18 protein-coding genes and 1 tRNA gene are annotated in these 19,605 nt (G+C 71.6%); 11 read left to right on the top strand and 8 right to left on the bottom strand.

Annotated features, from left to right (window positions below; translation table 11 throughout):
* Positions 1–36: 36 nt before the first annotated feature.
* Positions 37–125 (bottom strand) — tRNA-Leu (locus FB382_RS08660).
* 78 nt (positions 126–203) lie between these two features.
* On the opposite strand from FB382_RS08660, the gene FB382_RS08655 reads away from it, so the two are divergent.
* Positions 204–1,559, top strand: coding sequence for a M20/M25/M40 family metallo-hydrolase (locus tag FB382_RS08655; protein ID WP_182538414.1), 1,356 nt, complete (start codon positions 204–206; stop codon positions 1,557–1,559).
* A 4-nt stretch (positions 1,560–1,563) separates the two neighbouring features.
* Here FB382_RS08655 and FB382_RS08650 read toward each other — a convergent pair whose 3' ends face one another.
* Positions 1,564–2,154, bottom strand: a complete 591-nt coding sequence (locus FB382_RS08650) for a GNAT family protein (protein ID WP_182538412.1) — start codon at positions 2,152–2,154, stop codon at positions 1,564–1,566.
* Positions 2,155–2,203: 49 nt separating this feature from the next.
* The gene (locus tag FB382_RS08645; protein ID WP_182538410.1) at positions 2,204–2,767 is read right to left on the bottom strand and encodes a dihydrofolate reductase family protein; all 564 of its coding nucleotides are present in this window, start codon (positions 2,765–2,767) and stop codon (positions 2,204–2,206) included.
* 78 nt (positions 2,768–2,845) lie between these two features.
* Between FB382_RS08645 and FB382_RS08640 the strand changes: the two genes are divergently transcribed.
* The 3 genes from FB382_RS08640 to FB382_RS08630 are packed head-to-tail and all read left to right on the top strand — an operon-like array spanning position 2,846 to position 5,503.
* Positions 2,846–3,976 (top strand): Cj0069 family protein, encoded by a 1,131-nt coding sequence (locus tag FB382_RS08640; RefSeq protein WP_182538408.1) that lies wholly within the window; start codon positions 2,846–2,848, stop codon positions 3,974–3,976.
* A gap of 28 nt (positions 3,977–4,004) precedes the next feature.
* On the top strand, positions 4,005–5,012 hold the full coding sequence (locus tag FB382_RS08635; RefSeq protein WP_182538406.1) for a hypothetical protein: 1,008 nt from the start codon (positions 4,005–4,007) through the stop codon (positions 5,010–5,012).
* Positions 5,009–5,503, top strand: a complete 495-nt coding sequence (locus tag FB382_RS08630; RefSeq protein WP_182538404.1) for a SigE family RNA polymerase sigma factor — start codon at positions 5,009–5,011, stop codon at positions 5,501–5,503. The genes FB382_RS08635 and FB382_RS08630 overlap by 4 nt, the downstream gene beginning before the upstream one ends.
* Before the next feature lie 6 nt (positions 5,504–5,509).
* Here the strand turns inward: FB382_RS08630 and FB382_RS08625 are convergent, their stop codons facing one another.
* Both FB382_RS08625 and FB382_RS08620 read right to left on the bottom strand, forming a co-directional pair.
* The gene (locus FB382_RS08625; protein ID WP_220481298.1) at positions 5,510–5,731 is read right to left on the bottom strand and encodes a DUF5703 family protein; all 222 of its coding nucleotides are present in this window, start codon (positions 5,729–5,731) and stop codon (positions 5,510–5,512) included.
* A gap of 18 nt (positions 5,732–5,749) precedes the next feature.
* Entirely contained in the window at positions 5,750–6,697 is a 948-nt protein-coding gene (locus FB382_RS08620; protein WP_182538402.1) for an aldo/keto reductase, read from the bottom strand.
* A 120-nt stretch (positions 6,698–6,817) separates the two neighbouring features.
* Between FB382_RS08620 and FB382_RS08615 the strand changes: the two genes are divergently transcribed.
* A complete protein-coding gene (locus FB382_RS08615) occupies positions 6,818–7,645 on the top strand; it encodes an undecaprenyl-diphosphate phosphatase (protein WP_182538400.1) in 828 nt (275 codons plus the stop codon).
* A gap of 24 nt (positions 7,646–7,669) precedes the next feature.
* On the opposite strand, the gene corA is transcribed toward FB382_RS08615, so the two are convergent.
* The gene (corA, locus tag FB382_RS08610; protein ID WP_343055533.1) at positions 7,670–8,650 is read right to left on the bottom strand and encodes a magnesium/cobalt transporter CorA; all 981 of its coding nucleotides are present in this window, start codon (positions 8,648–8,650) and stop codon (positions 7,670–7,672) included.
* A 32-nt stretch (positions 8,651–8,682) separates the two neighbouring features.
* On the opposite strand from corA, the gene FB382_RS08605 reads away from it, so the two are divergent.
* From FB382_RS08605 to mshC, 4 genes are read left to right on the top strand one after another with little or no spacing between them, the layout of a single operon-like run.
* The gene (locus FB382_RS08605; protein WP_182538398.1) at positions 8,683–9,420 is read left to right on the top strand and encodes a histidine phosphatase family protein; all 738 of its coding nucleotides are present in this window, start codon (positions 8,683–8,685) and stop codon (positions 9,418–9,420) included.
* 10 nt (positions 9,421–9,430) lie between these two features.
* Positions 9,431–10,009, top strand: a complete 579-nt coding sequence (locus FB382_RS08600) for a DUF3090 domain-containing protein (RefSeq protein ID WP_125036086.1) — start codon at positions 9,431–9,433, stop codon at positions 10,007–10,009.
* Positions 10,010–10,015: 6 nt separating this feature from the next.
* Positions 10,016–10,795, top strand: a complete 780-nt coding sequence (locus tag FB382_RS08595; protein WP_343055532.1) for an SCO1664 family protein — start codon at positions 10,016–10,018, stop codon at positions 10,793–10,795.
* Between the two features lie 24 nt (positions 10,796–10,819).
* Positions 10,820–12,055 (top strand): cysteine--1-D-myo-inosityl 2-amino-2-deoxy-alpha-D-glucopyranoside ligase, encoded by a 1,236-nt coding sequence (gene mshC / locus FB382_RS08590; protein ID WP_182538396.1) that lies wholly within the window; start codon positions 10,820–10,822, stop codon positions 12,053–12,055.
* Positions 12,056–12,058: 3 nt separating this feature from the next.
* Here mshC and FB382_RS08585 read toward each other — a convergent pair whose 3' ends face one another.
* The gene (locus tag FB382_RS08585) at positions 12,059–12,907 is read right to left on the bottom strand and encodes a PAC2 family protein (RefSeq protein ID WP_125036084.1); all 849 of its coding nucleotides are present in this window, start codon (positions 12,905–12,907) and stop codon (positions 12,059–12,061) included.
* 298 nt (positions 12,908–13,205) lie between these two features.
* Here FB382_RS08585 and metH point away from each other — a divergent pair, with 298 nt between their 5' ends.
* Entirely contained in the window at positions 13,206–16,943 is a 3,738-nt protein-coding gene (gene metH / locus FB382_RS08580; RefSeq protein ID WP_281379849.1) for a methionine synthase, read from the top strand.
* A gap of 23 nt (positions 16,944–16,966) precedes the next feature.
* Here the strand turns inward: metH and FB382_RS08575 are convergent, their stop codons facing one another.
* Positions 16,967–18,157 (bottom strand): site-2 protease family protein, encoded by a 1,191-nt coding sequence (locus FB382_RS08575; RefSeq protein ID WP_182538392.1) that lies wholly within the window; start codon positions 18,155–18,157, stop codon positions 16,967–16,969.
* A gap of 361 nt (positions 18,158–18,518) precedes the next feature.
* On the opposite strand from FB382_RS08575, the gene FB382_RS08570 reads away from it, so the two are divergent.
* Positions 18,519–19,556 (top strand): class I fructose-bisphosphate aldolase, encoded by a 1,038-nt coding sequence (locus FB382_RS08570; RefSeq protein ID WP_182538391.1) that lies wholly within the window; start codon positions 18,519–18,521, stop codon positions 19,554–19,556.
* Positions 19,557–19,605 lie beyond the last annotated feature (49 nt).

Below are 19,605 nucleotides of genomic sequence, written 5' to 3'. Positions count from 1 at the left end.
GGACCGGGTCAGACCCGGTCCTTCTCGTTGTCCTGCTGGTGTCCGAGGGGGGACTTGAACCCCCACGCCCTAATACGGGCACTAGCACCTCAAGCTAGCGCGTCTGCCAATTCCGCCACCCGGACGAGTGCGAAGGAACCGTATCAAAGGGAAGCCCCAGAACTCACATCGGCCCCACCACTGGGAGATGACATGCTGGCCCCATGTCCGACCCCACGTCCGACCCCAGCCTGCAGGCCGCTTCCGACCCGCGTCACGACCCCGCCGCCGAGGTCGTCGAGCTGTGCCGTGACCTGATCCGGATCGACACCTCCAACTACGGCGAGGAGGAGGGTCCGGGGGAGCGGAAGGCCGCCGAGCTGGTGGCCTCGCTGCTCGACGAGGTCGGCATCGAGAGCCGCCTCCACGAGTCCGAGCCCGGCCGTACGTCGCTCATCGCGACCTGGGGCGGCACCGGCGCGGCCCGGCCCGACCAGGGCGCCCTGCTGCTGCACGGCCACCTCGACGTGGTGCCCGCGGCCGCCGAGGACTGGCAGGTCGACCCGTTCTCCGGCGAGATCCGCGACGGCTACGTCTGGGGCCGGGGCGCGGTGGACATGAAGGACTTCGACGCGATGCTGCTCTCGGTCGTGCGGGCGCGCGCCCGGGCCGGCCGGGTCCCGGACCGTCCGGTGGTCCTCTGCTTCACCGCCGACGAGGAGGCGGGCGGCCACAAGGGCGCCGAGCACCTGCTGGGCGTGGCACGTGAGGAGCTCGAGCAGTGCACCGAGGCGGTCGGCGAGGTGGGCGGCTTCAGCACCACCGTGCGCGGTCGCCGGATGTACCTCATCGAGGCCGCCGAGAAGGGCATGGCCTGGATGAAGCTGACCGCACGGGGCCGGGCCGGTCACGGCTCCATGATCAACCGGGACAACGCCGTCACCGAGCTCGCCGCCGCCGTCGCGCGCATCGGCGCCCACGACTGGCCGGTCCGCCTCACGCCCACGATGAAGACCCTGCTGGCCGCCGTCGCCGAGCTCGCCGGCACCGAGGCCACGCCGGAGAACGCCGAGGCCCTGGTCGAGGAGTTCGGGGGAGCGGCCCGGATGCTCGGCGCGGTGCTGCGCAACACCACCAACCCGACCATGCTCGGCGCCGGCTACAAGGTGAACGTCATCCCGACCGAGGCGTCCGCCCACGTCGACGGCCGCTTCCTGCCGGGGTTCGAGGACGAGTTCTTCGCGACCCTGGCCGAGCTGTGCGGCGACCGCATCGACATCGACTACGTCTCCAAGCAGCAGCCGTGGGAGACGCCGTACGACGGCGACCTGGTCGACGCGATGAGCCGCTCGATCCTCGCCGAGGACCCCGACGCGATCGTGGCGCCGTACCTCATGAGCGGCGGCACCGACGCCAAGCACTTCAACAAGCTCGGGATGCGTTCCTACGGCTTCGCGCCGCTGCGGCTGCCGTCCGACCTGGACTTCACCGCGCTGTTCCACGGGGTCGACGAGCGGGTGCCGGTCGACGCGCTGGAGTTCGGGGCCCGGGTCTTCGACCGGTTCCTCGACGACATCTGAGGTCTCACGGGACGCTCGTGCTGGCGGCCACCTCGCGCACCATCACGCAGTTGCCCTGGCCCTTGGGCCGGTCGTAGGTGAACCCCTCGCGCTCGTACATCGCGCGGGTGGCGTTGTAGAGGAACGACGAGTTCTTCTTCCGGACCCCGGCGGTGTCGTGCGGGTAGCCCTCGACGCGGCCGCCGCCGGCCTGCGCGATCAGCTCGACGGCTCCGCGCAGGGCGACCGCCGCCAGGCCCTGACCGCGGTGGCCGCGCTCGACCAGGATGCAGGTGACGCGGTAGTCGGGCAGTCGCTCGGCGGTGGCGTCGTACTCCTTGCGGTGGTGGATGTTGGGCAGCTCGTCGGGGGAGCCGTACTCCGCCCAGGCGACGGCCTGGTCGCCGTCGTAGACCAGCGCCGCGTGCGCGATCCCGTCGGCCACGAGGCGTTGCTTGAGCGCCCGGTTGCCCTCAGCGGTCTGGCCCTTCTCCGCACACGCCGGGTGGAACCACGTGCACCAGCAGCTCGCGAACATCCCCTTGTTCCGCTCGACGAGCGCGGCGAAGTCGTCGAACGTCTCGGGCGTGAGTGCCTTGATCGTGTAGTCGGACACGCCGGCAACGTACCCCGGGAGGCGGACGTCCTGCGTCCGGTTTGCGGGGTCAGCGTCGTGATTCGTAGTGGGACAGGACCACGCCGTCCGGGAACGTCCTGGTCTCCACGAGCCGCAGGTTCACCCAGGAGTCCAGCGCGCTGAAGAACGGCGTGCCGCCTCCGACCAGCACCGGGTGCGTGACCACCTGGTAGTCGTCGATCAGGCCGGCGCGCATCGCCGCGCCGGCGAGGGTGGCACCGCCGATCTCCATCGGAGCACCGTCGTCGGCCTTCAGCCGGGCGATCTCGGCGACGGCGTCACCAGCGAAGAGGCGTGCGTTTCCGCTGACCTCGTCGAGCGTCGAGGAGAACACCACCTTCGGCGTCGCCTGCCAGATGCGGGCGAACTCCACCTCGATGGGGTCGGCGTCCGGCTGCTGGTCGGCGGTCGGCCAGTGCGCGCTCATCACTTCCCACAGCTTGCGGCCGTAGAGCGAGACACCGATCTCGCGGGCTCGGTCGTTGTACCACTGGTGCAGCTCGGCTCCGGGCACCCCCCAGCCGATGTCATCGCCGCGCGCGGCGATGTAGCCGTCCAGGGTCACGTTCATCGCGTAGGTCAGTGTCCGCACGGTGCCAGCCTCCCATCCGTGGCCGCCTCCCGTCCGTCGACCGCGCCGCGCGGAGGCGGCGCACCCTAGTCTCGGGGCGTGGTCGACGCCGACGAGGTCGCACGGGTCGCGGTGCTGTTCCGGGCCCCCGGGCCGGAACGTGCCCTGCACCCGCGGCTGACGCCCATGGCTGAAGCGCTCCGCGAGCACGGCCTCCACGTGGTTCCGGTGCCCTACGCCGAGGGTCGGGAGGCCGGGACGGCAGCGGCACTCGACGGTGTCGACGGCGTGCTGGTGTGGGCGGACCCGCTCAGCGACGACGGTGACCGGCACGGCCTGGACGAGCTGCTGCGCGGGGTCGCCGCGGCTGGGGTGTGGGTGAGCGCTCACCCGGACACGGTCGACCGGCTGGGCACCAAGGAGGTGCTGGTGGCGACCCGGCAGATGTCGTGGGGCAGCGACGCCCACCTGTACCGGAGCGTCGAGCAGCTCCACGCCGAGTTTCCGCATCGGCTCGCCGCCGACGGGGTCCGGGTCCTGAAGGCGACCCGCGGCAACGGCGGGCGGACGGTGTGGAAGGTGAGGCTGCCCGATGGCCCGACGGCGACGACACCCGGTCCGGCACAACTCGTGGCGGTCCAGCATGCGCGGATCCGGGACGGGTCGAGCGTGACCATGCCGTTGACCCGGCTCGTCGACACCTGTGCTGGCGCGTTCGACGCCTGGGGCGGAGCGGGCGCACTGGTCGACCAGGAGTTCGTCAGTGGCGTCACGAGCGGCATCGTCCGCTGCTACCTCGTGGGTGGGCAGGTGGTCGGGTTCGCCCGCCAGTACCCCAGCGGGGCCGTCCCGGACGGTCCGCTCCGGGTCGTCCCGGGCACAGGCCCGTCGGCGCACGAGGTGATGGGGCTTCCGTCACCCAAGACGATGTACCCGCCCGAGGAGCCCGCCTTCGCGACGCTGCGTCACCGTCTGGAGACGGAGTGGGTGCCCAGCACGCTCCGGGAGGTAGGGCTCCGGGCCGGCGACCTGCCGGCGCTGTGGGACATCGACCTGCTGATCGCCGACTCCGTCCACGGCGAGGACGAACCACGGTTCGTGCTGTGCGAGATCAACGCCAGCAGCGTCATCCCGTTCCCGCCGGGGGCGCCGGCGCAGGTCGCGACGCACGTGGCGGAACAACTGACGGGACCCGCGCCCCCTCCGGAGGCCTCGCCCATCGCGTACTGATGGGTGAGGCTTGGAAAGGGAGGCAGCGATGGACACGTTGCAGGACCGGCTCGCGGGGCTGGCCGAGGGCGCCCCGACGGGCGGAGAGCCCCCCGCGGAGCTCTGGTCGCGCGGCAGGCGGGCCCGCCGCCGGCGGGTGGCGGCCGTGGCTGCCTGCCTGCTGGTGGTCGGCGCCCTCGGTGCCGGGATCGGGCTCCGGCTGGCCGGGGGAGCGGGCGACCACTCCCGCGTGGAGCCGGCAGGGACCCTGGGGTTCACGCTTCCCCTGAACTATCCCGGGCGCGCGGACCTGCCGAGGCTGGGCGCGGCTCCCGGCCCGCTCGCGGCGCTCTGGCTGACGCCTCCCTCGGGCGGCAGGGTGCCGCAGGTCGTGGCCCTCGTCGCGGAGACCGGGACGTTCGGCACGCTGTCGCTGGACCTGCCCCGGTACGACTCCGAGGTGACGGGCCAGGACGTGGCGTTGTCGGCCGACGGCCGACGGGTGGCCTACCTGTCCCCGACGCGAGACCTGGTCGTCCACGACCTGGTGACCGGCGACGACGTCAGGCCCGCCATCCAGACCCGGCCGGGCTTCACCTGGGTCGATGCCACCCACCTCTTCGGCCACGACGGCGCGCGGGGTGGGGACGCGGACGCCTGGGTGTGGCAGCCGGGCACGGAGCCGAGGCTGGTCGACTACTACGCGTTCACCGCAGGCTTCGCCCTCGTGCCCCCCGAGCCGGTCCTCGAGCACCCGGACTGCTCGACGCCACCGACCGTCACGGACAGCACCGGCCGGCTCGGGACCGAGAATCCCCAGGGGGGATCCGAGTTCCAGGTGCCCTGGCTGTGCGACGTCCTGGGCGTCATCGGTACCCACACGCTGCTGGGTCACGACCCCAACGACCAGGTGGTCGCCCTGGACGTCCACGACGGTCCCGCCTTCAGCGATCCCAACCTGCGTCAGGTGGTCGCCCTGCAAGGCGCACCGCTGCGAGCCACCTTCGCCACCGACCTGATCGGAGAGGCGCTCACCCCGCAGGGCGGTGTGTCATGACCGGGTACGTCGACTTCGAGGCGTTCGTGGTCGCCCGCAGGGGCGCGCTGCTGCGCACCGCCTACCTGCTCACCGGTGACCACGACGACGCCGAGGACCTCGTGCAGACGACCCTCATCAAGGTCGTCCCGAGGTGGAGCCGCCTCGGCGACCGCCCCGAGCCCTACGTCCGCAAGGTCCTCGCCCGCGAGTCGGTCAACCGGTGGCGACGTCGCCGCTGGCGCGAGACGAGCACGCAGGAGGTCCCGGACGTGCCGCAGCACGAGGGCCCCGACACCGCGGATCGCCTGGCGTTGCTCGAGGATCTCCGCAGGTTGTCGCCGCGACAGCGCGCCGTCCTGGTCCTGCGCTACTTCGACGACCTCTCCGAGGCCGACACCGCCGCAGCCCTCGGCATCTCGGTGGGCACGGTCAAGTCCCACACGCGCGACGCGCTGGCCCACCTCCGCAGCCAGCAGTCGGACGAGAAGCCCTCCACGGCCACGACCTGACGCTGGTCAGGCCGTCCGCACAGCCCGGATGATCTTGCGGCGCAGCACGACGCGGCGGGTGCCGTCGGGCGTGATGTGCACCCGGTCGAGCTCCCAGCCGCCGTGCTCGGCACGCTCGACGAGGAGCTTGGTGACCACCCCGCGCGGGAACTCCCGCGAGAACGTCACCCGGTCGAACTCCCACTCCACCCCGCGGGCCCGCTCCCGGGCCTTGTCGCGGGCGCTCATGTGGCGGGAGGCCACGGCTCAGTCCCCGGAGACGTCGTCGAGGGCCTCGACGATCTCGGCGGGCAGGGTCAGCTCCTCGACCCCGAGGGCACCGCGAAGCTGGTTGGCGGTGCGGGCGCCGACGATCGGGGCGGTCACGCCGGGCCGGTCGCGCACCCAGGCGAGGGCGACCTCGAGCGAGCTCCAGCCCAGCCCCTCGGCCGCGCGGGCCACGGCCTCGACGATCTGCGCGGACCGGTCCCCGAAGTAGGCGCTGACGAAGTTGGCGAAGTGCGAGGAGGCGGCGCGGGAGTCGGCGGGCGTGCCCGAGCGGTACTTGCCGGTCAGCACGCCGCGGCCCAGCGGCGACCAGGGCAGCACGCCCAGGCCGAGCGCCTCGGCGGCCGGGATGACCTCGTGCTCGACGGCCCGGTTGAGCAGGGAGTACTCCACCTGGGTGGAGGCCAGCACCGCCCGGCCGGGGACGGCGCGCTGCCAGGTGGCGGCCTGCGCGGTCTGCCAGCCGGTGTAGTTCGACACCCCGACGTACGACGCCCTGCCGGACGAGACCGCGATGTCGAAGGCCGACAGCGTCTCCTCCAGGGGCGTCTCGTCGGACCAGATGTGGACCTGCCACAGGTCGACGTGCTCGACGTCGAGCCGCTTCAGGGACGCGTCCAGCGAGGCGAGGAGGTGGCCGCGCGAGGTGTTGTACTGCCGCGACCCGCGGGCCGAGCTGATGCCGGCCTTGGTGGCCAGCACGATCTCGTCGCGGGCGACCACGTCGCCGATCAGCGTGCCGATCAGCTCCTCGGACGCGCCGTTGCCGTAGCCGGCCGCCGTGTCGAGGAGGGTGCCGCCGGCCTCGGCGAACGCGATGAGCTGGTCACGGGCCTCGTGTTCGTCGGTGTCCCGACCCCACGTCATCGTCCCGAGACCCAGCCGGGACACCTTGAGGCCGGTGGCGCCGACAGACCGCTGCTGCATGGGCGCAACCGTATCCGGCAGACGCACGGGACCACGCGCGCCACGTCGAAGTCCGGACACGCGGCGTTCACGCGGGGGGTCAGGTGAACGGCAGGTGGGACTCGTACCCTTGCGACCACCATGGACTACTTCGACGCCATCATCCTCGGGATCGTGGAGGGGCTCACCGAGTTCCTGCCGGTCTCCAGCACCGGCCACCTCACGATCGTGGAGAAGATGCTGGGCCTCGACCTCGAGGACCCCGCCGTCACCGGCTTCACCGCCGTCATCCAGATGGGCGCCATCGCCGCGGTGATCCTCTTCTTCTTCAAGGACATCTGGAAGATCGTCCGGGCCTGGACCCTCGGCCTGGTCAAGCCGGAGTACCGCGGCCAGCTGGACCACCGGATGGGCTGGTACGTCATCGTCGGCACCATCCCGGTCGGCATCGCCGGGCTGCTGCTCAAGGACGTCATCAAGAACGACCTGCGCTCGCTGTGGGTCGTCGCGACCGGCCTGCTCGTGTGGAGCGCCGTGATGGTCGTCGCCGAGCGCCTCGGCCGGCAGACCCGCACCGAGCGCGAGCTCGGCCTCGTCGACTCCATCGTCGTCGGCATCACCCAGATCGCCGCGCTCGTGCCGGGCGTCTCCCGCTCCGGCGCCACCATCTCCGCCGGCCTGCTCCGCGGCCTGGACCGCGTCACCGCCACCCGGCTCAGCTTCTTCCTGTCCATCCCGGCCCTGCTCGCTGCGGGACTCTTCGAGCTCAAGGACGCCCTGGGTGGCGACATCGGGGTGGGGGAGACGGTCGTGGGCACCGTCGTCTCCTTCGTCGTCGCGTACGCCGCGATCGCATGGTTGCTGCGCTTCGTCGCGCACCACTCGATCGTGTGGTTCGTGCCCTACCGCGTCGTCCTCGCGCTGGTGCTCATCGGCCTGCTGGCCACCAACACGATGAGCGCGACCTGACCCCGGGCCGACCCGGGGTCGGGCTCAGAGCCAGCCGGACTTCTTGAAGAACACCCACAGGGCCACCGAGGTCAGCACCATCAGGGCGATCGAGAACGGGTAGCCCCAGTACCACCCGAGCTCGGGCATGTGCGCGAAGTTCATGCCGTAGACGCCCGCGATCAGGGTCGGCGCGGCCACCAGGCCGACACCGGCGGATATCTTGCGCATGTCCTCGTTCTGCTGGACCGAGATCCGGGCGAGGTGCGCCTCGAACGCCGTGGACAGCAGGCCGTCGAGGGTGTCCACGACCTCCGCGGCCCGGGCCAGGTGGTCGGCGACGTCGCGGAAGAACGGCGCCGCCTCCTCCTGGATGCCGGGGACCAGGCCCGAGGAGAACCGCCGCATGGGCTCGCGCAGCGGCATCACCGCGCGGCGTACCTCGGCGATCTCGCGCTTGAGGGTGTAGATGCGGACCGAGTCGTTGGTGCGGGCGGGGGAGAAGACCGACTCCTCGACCTCGTCGACGTCGATCTCCAGCTCGGCGACGACGTCGGTGTAGCCGTCGACGACCCGGTCGCACACGGCGTACACGACGGCGGAGGGTCCGTGGTTGAGCACCGCCTCCCGCCCCTCGAGGTGCTCGCGCGCGGAGTGCAGCTCGGAGCCCTGGCCGTGCCGCACGGTGACGATGAAGTCCTCGCCGACGAACATGTTGATCTCGCCGGTCTCGACGGCGTCCTCCGCGTCGACGTACCAGAGCGTCTTGAGCACCAGGAAGAGGCTGTCGTCGTAGCGCTCGAGCTTGGGGCGCTGGTGGGCATTGACCGCGTCCTCGACCGCGAGGTGGTGCAGGCCGAAGGCAATGGCGACGTCCTCGAGCTCGGCCTCGCTGGGCTCGTGCAGCCCGATCCAGACGAAGTCCCCGGGCTCGGTCACCCGCGAGCGCATCTCGTGGAGGTCGGAGGGTCCGCAGTCCACGGGGACCCGGACTCCCTTGCGGTACAGGGCGCTGTCGACGATCACGTCGTCACGGTAGTCCCACTACAGTCCCGGACATGGCAACCGTGATCCTCGTGCGACACGGCCGGACGACCGCCAACGCCACGGGCGTGCTGGCGGGCCGGCTCCCGGGCGTGAAGCTGGACGAGACCGGGCAGGGGCAGGCCACGCGCGCGGCCGAGCGGCTCCGTACGGTCCCGCTGGCCGCGATCGTCAGCAGCCCCCTCGAGCGGTGCCGGCAGACGGCCAAGGCGATCATGGGCGCTCAGCACGGCCCGCTGACGATCTCCAGCGACCGGGCCATCACCGAGTGCGACTACGGCGACTGGCAGGGCCGGCCGCTCAAGGACCTGGCCAAGGAGAAGCTGTGGGCCACGGTCCAGGCGCAGCCGTCGGCCGCGACCTTCCCCGGAGGTGAGTCGCTCGGCGCCATGCAGGCCCGCGCGGTGGCCGCCGTACGTCGCCACGACGCGGCGGTCGAGTCGCAGCACGGAGCCGGCGGCGTGTGGGTCGCGGTGAGCCACGGCGACATCATCAAGTCGATCCTGGCCGACGCGCTGGGCATGCACCTCGACCTCTTCCAGCGGATCAACGTCGACCCGGCGTCGATCTCGATCGTGCGCTACACCAGCAGCCGCCCCTACGTCCTGGCGACCAACACCCACGCCGGCGACCTCGGCTGGCTCGCGCCGCGCCCGAAGGCCGGTTCGAAGGGCAGTGCGAAGGGCAGGGCACGCAAGAACGCCGACGCGGCCGTGGGTGGGGGAGCGGGTCCCGCTTCCGCGACGTCCTAGGGTTGGCGCCATGGCACCCCTCGTCCACGGATTCGACCCGCCGGAACGGTTCGTCGCGGGCACGGTCGGCGAGCCCGGCTCCCGCACCTTCTTCCTGCAGGCGCGCTCCGGCGCGCGCCTGGTCAGCGTCGCCCTGGAGAAGCAGCAGGTCGCGGCCCTCGCCGAACGCATCGACGAGCTGCTCGACGAGGTGATGGCCAGCGAGCTCAACGAGGCCATGATCCCGGCCGTCGCGCCGATCGGCCTCGAGGACGCCGACCCGCTGGAGCAGCCGATCGAGGAGGAGTTCCGCGCCGGGACCATGACCCTCTCGTGGGACCCCGACGACGAGCGCGTGGTCATCGAGGTCTTCCCCTACATGGAGGCGGCCGTGATCTCCCCGGAGCAGGTCGACGAGGACTTCGAGGAGCCCGAGCCCGACGAGATCTTCCTGGTCCGGCTGCCGGCCGGTGCCGCCCGGGCCTTCGTCAAGCGCGCCGCGCAGGTGCTCGAGGCGGGTCGTCCGAGCTGCCCGTTCTGCGGCAACCCCATCGACCCCGACGGCCACCTCTGCGTGCGCGCCAACGGGTTCCGTCGCCGGGACCCGTGATCGCCGGTGACCCGCGTCGGCCCGCCTGACACGGCGCTGCTCGAGGACGAGATCGTCCTGCACGGGCGGGTGCTGCCCGCCTCGAACGCCACGTTCGTCGGCGAGATCGGGGACGTGAAGGTCGTCTACAAGCCGGTCGCGGGGGAGCGGCCCCTGTGGGACTTCCCCGACGGCACGCTGGCCGGACGTGAGCTGGCGGCGTACCTCGTCTCGGAGGCGATCGGCTGGGACGTCGTCCCCCAGACCTGGCTGCGCGAGGGACCGCACGGCCTCGGCATGGTGCAGCGCTGGCAGGAGCCCGACGAGGAGCAGGTCGCGGTGACCCTGGTCGCCGAGGGCGAGGTCCCCGACGGCTGGAGGCACGTCTTCGACGGGATCGACGGGCATGACCGGCCCGTCTCGCTGATCCACGAGGACTCCGCCCCGCTGCGCCGGATGGCCGTCTTCGACATCGTCGTCAACAACGCCGACCGCAAGGGCGGGCACGTCCTGGAGATGGGCGACGGGCACCGCTACGGCGTCGACCACGGCGTCACCTTCCACACCGACCCCAAGCTCCGCACGGTCCTGTGGGGCTGGCTCGACGAGCCGCTCTCGGCCGAGGAGCTCGCGGGCGTCCGCGCCGTGCGGGAGGCGCTGGACGGCGCGCTCGGCGACGAGCTCGGCTTCCACCTGTCCCCGCTCGAGATCGAGGCGACCCGGCGGCGCTGCGAGCGGCTGGTCGCCCGGGGCCGGATGCCCGCGCCGCGCGGCGAGTGGCCCGCGGTCCCGTGGCCGCCGTTCTGAGGCGCACCCTCTAGGCTTCACGGCATGCGTACGTGGCAGTCGCCGACCGTTCCGACCCTGACCGTCCAGGGCCCGCCCGTGACCCTGCACGACACCGCGTCCGGTGGCCGGGTCACGACCAGCCCCGACGGCGCCGCCCGCCTCTACGTCTGCGGCATCACGCCGTACGACGCCACGCACATGGGCCACGCCGCCACCTACGTCGCCTTCGACCTGCTCAACCGGGCCTGGCGCAACGCCGGCCACGAGGTCACCTACGTCCAGAACGTCACCGACGTCGACGACCCGCTGCTCGAGCGGGCCACCAAGGTCAAGGTCGACTGGGTCGAGCTGGCCGAGCGCGAGACCGAGCTGTTCCGCCAGGACATGGTCGCCCTGCGCGTGCTTCCGCCGGACCACTACATCGGCGCGGTCGAGTCGATCCCGTTGGTGATCGCGCTCATCGAGAAGCTCCAGGAGACCGGGGCGATCTACCGCGTCGAGGACGACCTCTACTTCTCGGTGACCGCCGACCCGAAGTTCGGGGACGTCTCCGGCTTCGACCGTGACGAGATGCTGCGGATCTTCCCCGAGCGCGGCGGCGACCCCGACCGCGCCGGCAAGAAGGACCCGCTCGACTGCGTCGTGTGGCGCGGCGAGCGCCCGGGTGAGCCGTCCTGGGAGAGCCCGTTCGGCAAGGGCCGCCCCGGCTGGCACATCGAGTGCACCGCGATGGCGCTGGAGTTCCTGGGGCAGGCCTTCGACGTCCAGGGCGGCGGCAGCGACCTGGTCTTCCCGCACCACGAGATGTGCGCGGGCGAGGCGCAGGTCGTGACCGACGCGCCGTTCGCCAAGGCCTACGCCCACGCCGGCATGGTCGCCTACGACGGCGAGAAGATGTCCAAGTCGCGCGGCAACCTGGTCTTCGTGTCCGCGCTGCGCAACAGCGACGTCGACCCGATGGCGATCCGGCTCACGCTGCTGCGCCACCACTACCGCAGCGACTGGGAGTGGCTGGACGCCGAGCTCTGGGACTCCCTCGACGACGTCAACCGCTGGCGCAAGGCGCTGTCGCTCGGTGCCGGTGCACCGGCCGCGCCGGTCGTGGAGGAGATCCTCGCGGCGCTGGCCGACGACCTCGACGCCCCGCGTGCCGTGGCGGCCGTCGACGCCTGGGCCGACGCCACCCTCGGCATCGACCAGCTCGCCGACACCAGCGACCGCGACGCCGCGGTCACGATGATCTCGGTGCTGGACGCCGCGCTCGGCCTCTCGCTCTGAGCCCTACTCGTCGTCGTCGCGGCGCTTGAGGTAGCGCTCGAACTCCCGCGCGATCGCCTCGCCGGACGCCTCCGGCAGGTCGGTCGTGTCGCGGGTCTCCTCGAGCGCCCGAACGTAGTCGGCCACGTCCTCGTCCTCCTCGGCGAGCTCGTCGACGCCACGTTCCCAGGCACGGGAGTCCTCGGGCAGGTCGCCCAGCGGGATGCTCACCTCGAGCAGGTCCTCGAGCTGGCCGATCAGCGCCAGCGTCGCCTTGGGGCACGGCGGCTGCGCGACGTAGTGCGGCACGGCCGCCCAGTAGGAGACCGCCGGGATGTCGAGGCGCACGCACGCGTCCTGGAAGACCCCGACGATGCCCGTGGGTCCTTCGTACGTCGACTGCTCCAGCTTGAGCCGGTCCACCAGCTCGGGCTCGGTGGCCGTCCCGGTCACCGGGATCGGGCGGGTGTGCGGGGTGTCCGCCAGCAGCGCACCGAGGGTGATGACCAGCTCGGCACCGAGGTCGTCGCAGGCGGCGAGGAGCTCGGCGCAGAACTGCCGCCAGCGCATGTTGGGCTCGATGCCGCGGACCAGGATCACGTCGCGGTCCAGGTCGGGCGGGGAGGCGATCGCGATCTGGGTGCTCGGCCAGGTCAGGCGACGGTGCCCGTTGTCGTCGGTGCCGACAACCGGCCGGTTGACCTGGAAGTCGTAGAACTCCTCCGGGTCGATGGCCCCCACGATGCGCGCGTTCCACACCTTGATGAGGTGGTCGACCACGGAGGAGGCGGCATCCGCGGCGTCGTTCCACCCCTCGAAGGCCGCGATCACCACGGGGTCCACCAGGTCGGGGGCGTCGTCGATCTCGATCACCCGTCCAGCCTAGTTGCCGGGCCGTCGGCGTGGCTGCGTGCGGCGCGCCGGGGGCCGCCGGGACATGCCGTTTGGTCACCAACGGCATGTTTCCGGCCCCGAAACGTGCCGTTGGGGACCAAACGGCATGCCGGACATCCACAGCGACGAGGATTTCGCGCGGCCAACGGCCGGTGGGACGATGACGATCCGTAGCCAGCATGTGAAAAGCCGGTCCACGTTGTGGACAGCCTTTCTAGGCTGGGGGAGGCCGGCCTCGCCACACGGGGGAGATCCGGCCCTCACGAGAGGACTCGCGTTGCCCGAGACGACCGCCCCGCACCTGCGCCCGGACCTCACCGAGGACCTGCGCGCGGCCATGCGCGAGCGGATCCTGCTCCTCGACGGCGCCATGGGCACCCTGATCCAGGGCTACCAGCCGGGGGAGACGGACTACCGGGGCGAGCGCTTCGCCGACTGGGAGCGCGACGTCAAGGGCAACAGCGACCTGCTCAACCTGACCCAGCCGACGATGATTGCGGAGATCCACCGCGAGTACCTCCGGGCCGGCGTCGACATCGTCGAGACCAACACGTTCACCGCGACCTCGATCGCCCAGGCCGACTACGGCATGGAGGACCTCGCCTACGAGATCAACCTCGAGGGCGCCCGGATCGCGCGGCTGGCCTGCGACGAGTTCTCGACCCCGGACAAGCCGCGCCTGGTGGCCGGCTCGCTCGGCCCGACCAACCGCACCGCCTCGATCTCCCCGGACGTCAACGACCCCGGCGCCCGCAACGTCTCCTACGACGAGCTCGTCGCGGCGTACCTCGAGCAGGCGCGCGGCCTGGTCGACGGCGGCTCCGACCTCCTGCTCGTCGAGACGATCTTCGACACCCTCAACGCCAAGGCCGCGATCTTCGCGCTCGAGACGCTCTTCGAGGAGCACGGCCGGCGCTGGCCGGTCGTGATGAGCGGCACCATCACCGACGCCTCCGGCCGCACCCTGTCGGGGCAGGTCACCGAGGCGTTCTGGAACTCCGTGCGCCACGTGCGCCCCCTCGCCATCGGCCTCAACTGCGCCCTGGGTGCCGCCGACCTGCGCCCCTACGTCGCGGAGCTCTCGCGGCTGGCCGACACCGCGGTGTCGGTGCACCCCAACGCGGGTCTGCCCAACGCGTTCGGCGAGTACGACGAGACGCCCGAGCAGATGGCGTCCCTGCTGGGGGAGTTCGCCACCAGTGGGCTGCTCAACATCGTCGGCGGTTGCTGCGGCACCACCCCCGACCACGTCCGTGCCATCGGCGAGGCCGTCGCCGCCGCCACGCCGCGCGACCCGGCCGGCCCGCGCCCCGCGATGCACCTCGCCGGCCTGGAGCCGCTGAACATCACCGGCGAGAGCCTGTTCGTCAACGTCGGCGAGCGCACCAACATCACCGGCTCCGCCCGCTTCCGCAACCTGATCAAGGCCGGCGACTACGACACCGCCCTCACGGTGGCCGCGCAGCAGGTCGAGAGCGGCGCGCAGGTCATCGACGTCAACATGGACGAGGGGATGATCGACGGCGTCGCCGCGATGGACCGCTTCCTCAAGCTGGTCGCCTCCGAGCCCGACATCAGCCGGGTACCGGTGATGGTCGACTCCTCCAAGTGGGAGGTCATCGAGGCCGGCCTCAAGTGCGTGCAGGGCAAGCCGATCGTCAACTCGATCTCCCTCAAGGAGGGCGAGAAGGCGTTCGTCGAGCACGCCACGCTGTGCCGCAAGTACGGCGCCGCCGCGGTCGTGATGGCCTTCGACGAGGACGGCCAGGCCGACAACCTCGAGCGCCGCAAGGCGATCTGCCAGCGGGCCTACTCGATCCTCACCGAGCAGGTGGGCTTCCCGGCCGAGGACATCATCTTCGACCCCAACGTCTTCGCGGTCGCGACCGGCATCGAGGAGCACGCGTCGTACGGCCTGGACTTCATCGAGGCCACCCGCTGGATCAAGGAGAACCTCCCCGGCGCCCTGGTCTCCGGCGGCATCTCCAACGTGTCGTTCTCGTTCCGCGGCAACAACCCGGTCCGGGAGGCGATCCACGCCGTCTTCCTCTTCCACGCCATCCGCGCGGGGCTGGACATGGGCATCGTCAACGCCGGCGCCCTCGCCGTCTACGACGAGGTCGAGCCGGAGCTGCGCGAGCGGATCGAGGACGTCGTCCTCAACCGACGCCCCGACGCCGCCGAGCGTCTGCTCGAGATCGCCGAGGCCCACAACCGGGTCGGCGAGGTCGAGGAGGCCGGCGTCGAGGAGTGGCGCGGGCTACCGGTCGGCGAGCGGATCACCCACGCTCTCGTCAAGGGCATCGACGGCTTCGTCGAGGACGACACCGAGGAGCTCCGCGCCGAGATCGCGGCCCGCGGCGGCCGACCGATCGAGGTCATCGAGGGCCCGCTGATGGACGGCATGAACGTCGTCGGCGACCTGTTCGGCGCCGGCAAGATGTTCCTGCCCCAGGTCGTGAAGTCCGCGCGCGTGATGAAGAAGGCCGTCGGCTACCTCATCCCGTTCATCGAGCAGGAGAAGGTCGACAACCCCGAGTACGCCACCGCCAAGGACACCAACGGCACGATCGTGATGGCGACCGTCAAGGGCGACGTCCACGACATCGGCAAGAACATCGTCGGCGTGGTCCTGCAGTGCAACAACTTCGAGGTCATCGACCTCGGGGTGATGGTGCCGGCGCAGAAGATCCTCGACACCGCCCGCGAGATCGGCGCCGACGCGATCGGCCTGTCCGGGCTGATCACGCCCTCGCTCGACGAGATGGTCAACGTCGCCTCGGAGATGCAGCGCCAGGGCTTCGACATCCCGCTGCTCATCGGCGGCGCCACGACCTCCCGGGCGCACACCGCGGTCAAGGTCGACGGCAAGTACGACGCCCCGGTGGTCTGGGTCAAGGACGCCTCGCGCTCCGTGCCGACGCTGGCCTCGCTGCTGCACGCGACCCGTCGCGAGCAGCTGATGGCCGACGTCCAGGAGGACTACGACGCGCTGCGGGCCCGGCACGCCGCCAAGCACGACCGGCCGATGGTGAGCCTCGAGCAGGCGCGCGCCAACCGCACCCCGGTGGAGTGGGACGGCTACGCCCCGCCCGCCCCGCGGGCACCCGGCACCCACGTGCTGACTGACTACGACCTCGCGGAGCTGCGCGACTACATCGACTGGCAGCCGTTCTTCAACGCGTGGGAGATGAAGGGCAAGTTCCCCGACATCCTCAACAGCCCCGCCACCGGCGAGGCCGCACGTGCGCTCTACGACGACGCCCAGGCGATGCTGGACCGGATCGTCGCCGAGAAGTGGCTGACCGCCAACGCGGTCTTCGGCTTCTTCCCCGCCAACGCGGTCGGCGACGACATCGAGGTCTACACCGACGAGTCCCGGTCGCAGGTGCTCACCACGCTGCACAACCTGCGCCAGCAGGGCGAGCACCGCGCCGGCGTGCCCAACCGGTCGCTCGGCGACTACGTGGCGCCGCGGGAGACCGGGCTGGCCGACCACGTCGGAGCCTTCGCGGTCACCGCCGGACTCGGCGCCCAGGACCGGATCGCGGCGATGAAGGCCGACCACGACGACTACTCCGCGATCATGCTCGAGGCCCTGGCCGACCGGCTCGCCGAGGCGTTCGCCGAGCGGCTCCACCAGCGGGTGCGCACGGAGTTCTGGGGCCACGAGCCCGACGAGCAGCTCGCCAACGAGGACCTGATCGCCGAGAAGTACCACGGCATCCGGCCCGCCCCCGGCTATCCCGCCTGCCCCGAGCACACCGAGAAGCGCACCCTCTGGGAGCTGCTCGACGTCGAGGCCACGACCGGCATCACGCTGACCGAGAGCATGGCCATGTGGCCCGGCGCGGCCGTCTCCGGCTGGTACTTCTCCCACCCGCAGGCGCAGTACTTCGTCGTCGGTCGGGTCGGGCGCGACCAGGTCGTCGACTACGCCGAGCGCAAGGGCTGGGAGCTCGCCGAGGCCGAGAAGTGGCTCTCGCCCAACCTGGGCTACGACCCGGACGACTGACCTGCCTCTCGCGGGCCCGCCGGCTAGGCTCCCGTCGCCGTGGAGCGACCGCGGGCGATGGCGGCCAGGCGGGCCAGGTCGCCGTCCGTCACGACGCCGACCGGGTGGCCCTGGTCGAGCACGATCGCGATGCCTCCCCGCAGGTGCAGGGGAAGCAGCAGCGCACTCAGGTCCTGGGCCGGCGTCGTGGTCAGCAGGGCCTGGCGAGGGCTGACGTCGCGCAGCCGGGTCGTGGCGATTCTGTCCCGCGCGATCGTCGTCAGCATCGGAAGGGTGACGGCTCCGCTCAGTCCGCCGTCGATGTCGATCAGGGGGAAGATGCCCTGGCGGGCGGCGTCGGGGCTGATCCTGGCGAAGAACTCCGCGACGGTCGACCAGTCCGGGAAGACCTGGGGGGTGGCGGTCATGGCGTCCCGCACGGTCAGCCCGGCCAGGCTCTCGGCACGCACGGCGTAGCCCTCGGTGGCCGCGCCGTTGAGGATGAACCAGCCGATCAGCGCGGTCCAGAGCCCGAGGACCGCTCCGGCGAAGACCTCGACGACGCCGAGACCGACCAGGATCATCCCCAGGATGCGTCCCGCCCGGGCCGCCTTGGCGGCAGCAGCTTCCCGGTCGTGACCGCGCCACCACAGCGTGGCCCGGAGGATGCGACCGCCGTCCAGGGGAGCGCCGGGCAGGAGGTTGAAGACTCCGAGGAGCACATTGATGCCGGCGAGCCAGTTCAGGGCCGCCGAGACCAGGGTCCAGCCGCTCGTCAGCCACGCGGACGCGGCGCAGACGGCGCCGATCGCGAGGCTGGTCGCCGGTCCTGCAGCCGCGATCACGGCGTCCGCTCGCGGGTCGGGCGCCTCGCCCTCGAGCTCGGTCAGGCCTCCCAGCATCCACAGGGTGATGCGCCGGACCCGGATGCCGTAGTGACGTGCGGTCACGGCGTGCGCGACCTCGTGCGCGAGCAGGGTGGCGAAGAAGAGCGGGGCCATCACCACGCTGGCGGCCCAGTAGCTCGAGACAGACGAGTCCGGCAGGGTCGCGGGCATCTCCACGGTGGCGATGAGCACCGCGAAGAGCGCCATGGCGACGAGCACGGACAGGTGCGCCCGGACGGGGACCCCGAACCACCGGCCCAACGGCGCGCCGGCACCGAACGGGGTGTCACCGCGCGCGCCGCCCGTTGCGGGGTGTACGGCGCGCCCGTCCGCCTTGCCGATGCTCATCGGGACCCGCTTCCTTCCGGCACGTCACGAGGTCGCTGCCTTCCACTCCACCGCTCCGGATGTCTCCGGAGCAGGGTCCAACGGCCCCCGGTCGGGTGCCTCGTGGCCCGGGCCGCCAGGCGGCCAACGGCCCTGGATGCGCCCATTCAGCCCGAGGTCGCGATGAGGGCGATCGGAGAGGGCGGTTCCGGGTCGTGGACATCGACCTGGTCGTGCAGGCCCTCCGGCGTGCCGAAGGGGACCTTGGGCCATGGTCTGCGGAGCACCAGTGAGCTTCTCTGGAGGCAATCCCGCTGCTGAAGGAGATCGCGATGATCCACCGTGCGTGTCTCGGCGCCACCGCGGAACTGGTGGAGGCGTGATGTCCGGACCGCTCGAAGCGATGGCCCGGACGGCGCGGGAGCTGGTGGCCCCGGGCAAGGGCATCCTCGCTGCCGACGAGAGCGCGCCCACCATGGCGAAGCGGCTGGCGACCATCGGCGTGGAGTCGACGGAGCCGGTGCGACGTGCCTACCGCGAGATCCTGTTCGCCACTCCGGGGCTGGACGCCCACATCAGCGGCGTCATCCTGTTCGACGAGACGATTCGACAGTGCGCCGCGGACGGCACTGCCTTCCCCGACCTTCTCCGGCAGCGCTCCATCATCCCGGGGATCAAGGTCGATGGGGGCACGAGGCCGCTCGCCGGGTTCCCGGGCGAGGTCGTCACCGAAGGGCTCGACGGACTGCGCTCGAGGCTGGAGGAGTACGCCGCCCTGGGAGCGAGGTTCGCCAAGTGGCGTGCGGTCCTCCGGATCGGGGCCGGGCTGCCTTCGGCCACCTGCGTCGAGGCCAACGCACATGCGCTGGCGCGATACGCCGCCCTCGCCCAGGAGGCCGGACTGGTGCCCGTCGTCGAGCCCGAGGTGCTCATGGACGGCGCTCACAGCATCGACCGGTGCGCCCACGTGACCACCGAGGTCCTGCGAGCGGTCTACGCGCAGCTTGCCCGTCACCGGGTCGTGCTCGAGGCGACCCTCCTCAAGCCCAACATGGTGCTTCCGGGCCTCGACCACTCAGACGCCGCCAGCGACGAGGAGATCGCGGCTCGCACCATCGAGGTCGCGCGGGAGACCGTGCCGGCGGCAGTCCCGGGGCTGGTCTTCCTCTCCGGCGGACAGCCCGACGACGCCGCCACGAGCCGTCTGGACGCGCTGAACCGGCACGGCGCCCAGCCTTGGCAGCTGAGCTTCTCCTTCGGCCGGGCTCTGCAGGCACCCGTCCTGCATGCCTGGGCGGGTGACCCCAGGAACACCCGGGCGGCCCAGGCAGCCCTGCTGCATCGCGCCCGCCTGAACGGCGCTGCGCGGCGCGGGAGCTACCGCCCCGCCATGGAGGCCATCAGCGACCAGCCGGTCTGATCGTCGCCGCCCCGCGGCGACGGTTCTCCGATGCGGTGACGGGTGCGGC

This window comes from Nocardioides ginsengisegetis (assembly GCF_014138045.1).
Taxonomy (GTDB): domain Bacteria; phylum Actinomycetota; class Actinomycetes; order Propionibacteriales; family Nocardioidaceae; genus Nocardioides; species Nocardioides ginsengisegetis.
This window is presented reverse-complemented; position numbering and strand designations above follow the sequence as displayed.

Bases quoted from the DNA above. Each gene is read 5' to 3' on its own strand.
- FB382_RS08655 (WP_182538414.1), top strand. From the start codon at position 204: ATGTCCGACCCCACGTCCGACCCCAGCCTGCAGGCCGCTTCCGACCCG.
- FB382_RS08635 (WP_182538406.1), top strand. From the start codon at position 4,005: ATGGACACGTTGCAGGACCGGCTCGCGGGGCTGGCCGAGGGCGCCCCG.
- FB382_RS08630 (WP_182538404.1), top strand. From the start codon at position 5,009: ATGACCGGGTACGTCGACTTCGAGGCGTTCGTGGTCGCCCGCAGGGGC.
- FB382_RS08625 (WP_220481298.1), bottom strand. From the start codon at position 5,731: ATGAGCGCCCGCGACAAGGCCCGGGAGCGGGCCCGCGGGGTGGAGTGG.
- FB382_RS08620 (WP_182538402.1), bottom strand. From the start codon at position 6,697: ATGCAGCAGCGGTCTGTCGGCGCCACCGGCCTCAAGGTGTCCCGGCTG.
- FB382_RS08615 (WP_182538400.1), top strand. From the start codon at position 6,818: ATGGACTACTTCGACGCCATCATCCTCGGGATCGTGGAGGGGCTCACC.
- FB382_RS08605 (WP_182538398.1), top strand. From the start codon at position 8,683: ATGGCAACCGTGATCCTCGTGCGACACGGCCGGACGACCGCCAACGCC.
- FB382_RS08600 (WP_125036086.1), top strand. From the start codon at position 9,431: ATGGCACCCCTCGTCCACGGATTCGACCCGCCGGAACGGTTCGTCGCG.
- mshC (WP_182538396.1), top strand. From the start codon at position 10,820: ATGCGTACGTGGCAGTCGCCGACCGTTCCGACCCTGACCGTCCAGGGC.
- FB382_RS08575 (WP_182538392.1), bottom strand. From the start codon at position 18,157: ATGAGCATCGGCAAGGCGGACGGGCGCGCCGTACACCCCGCAACGGGC.
- FB382_RS08570 (WP_182538391.1), top strand. From the start codon at position 18,519: ATGTCCGGACCGCTCGAAGCGATGGCCCGGACGGCGCGGGAGCTGGTG.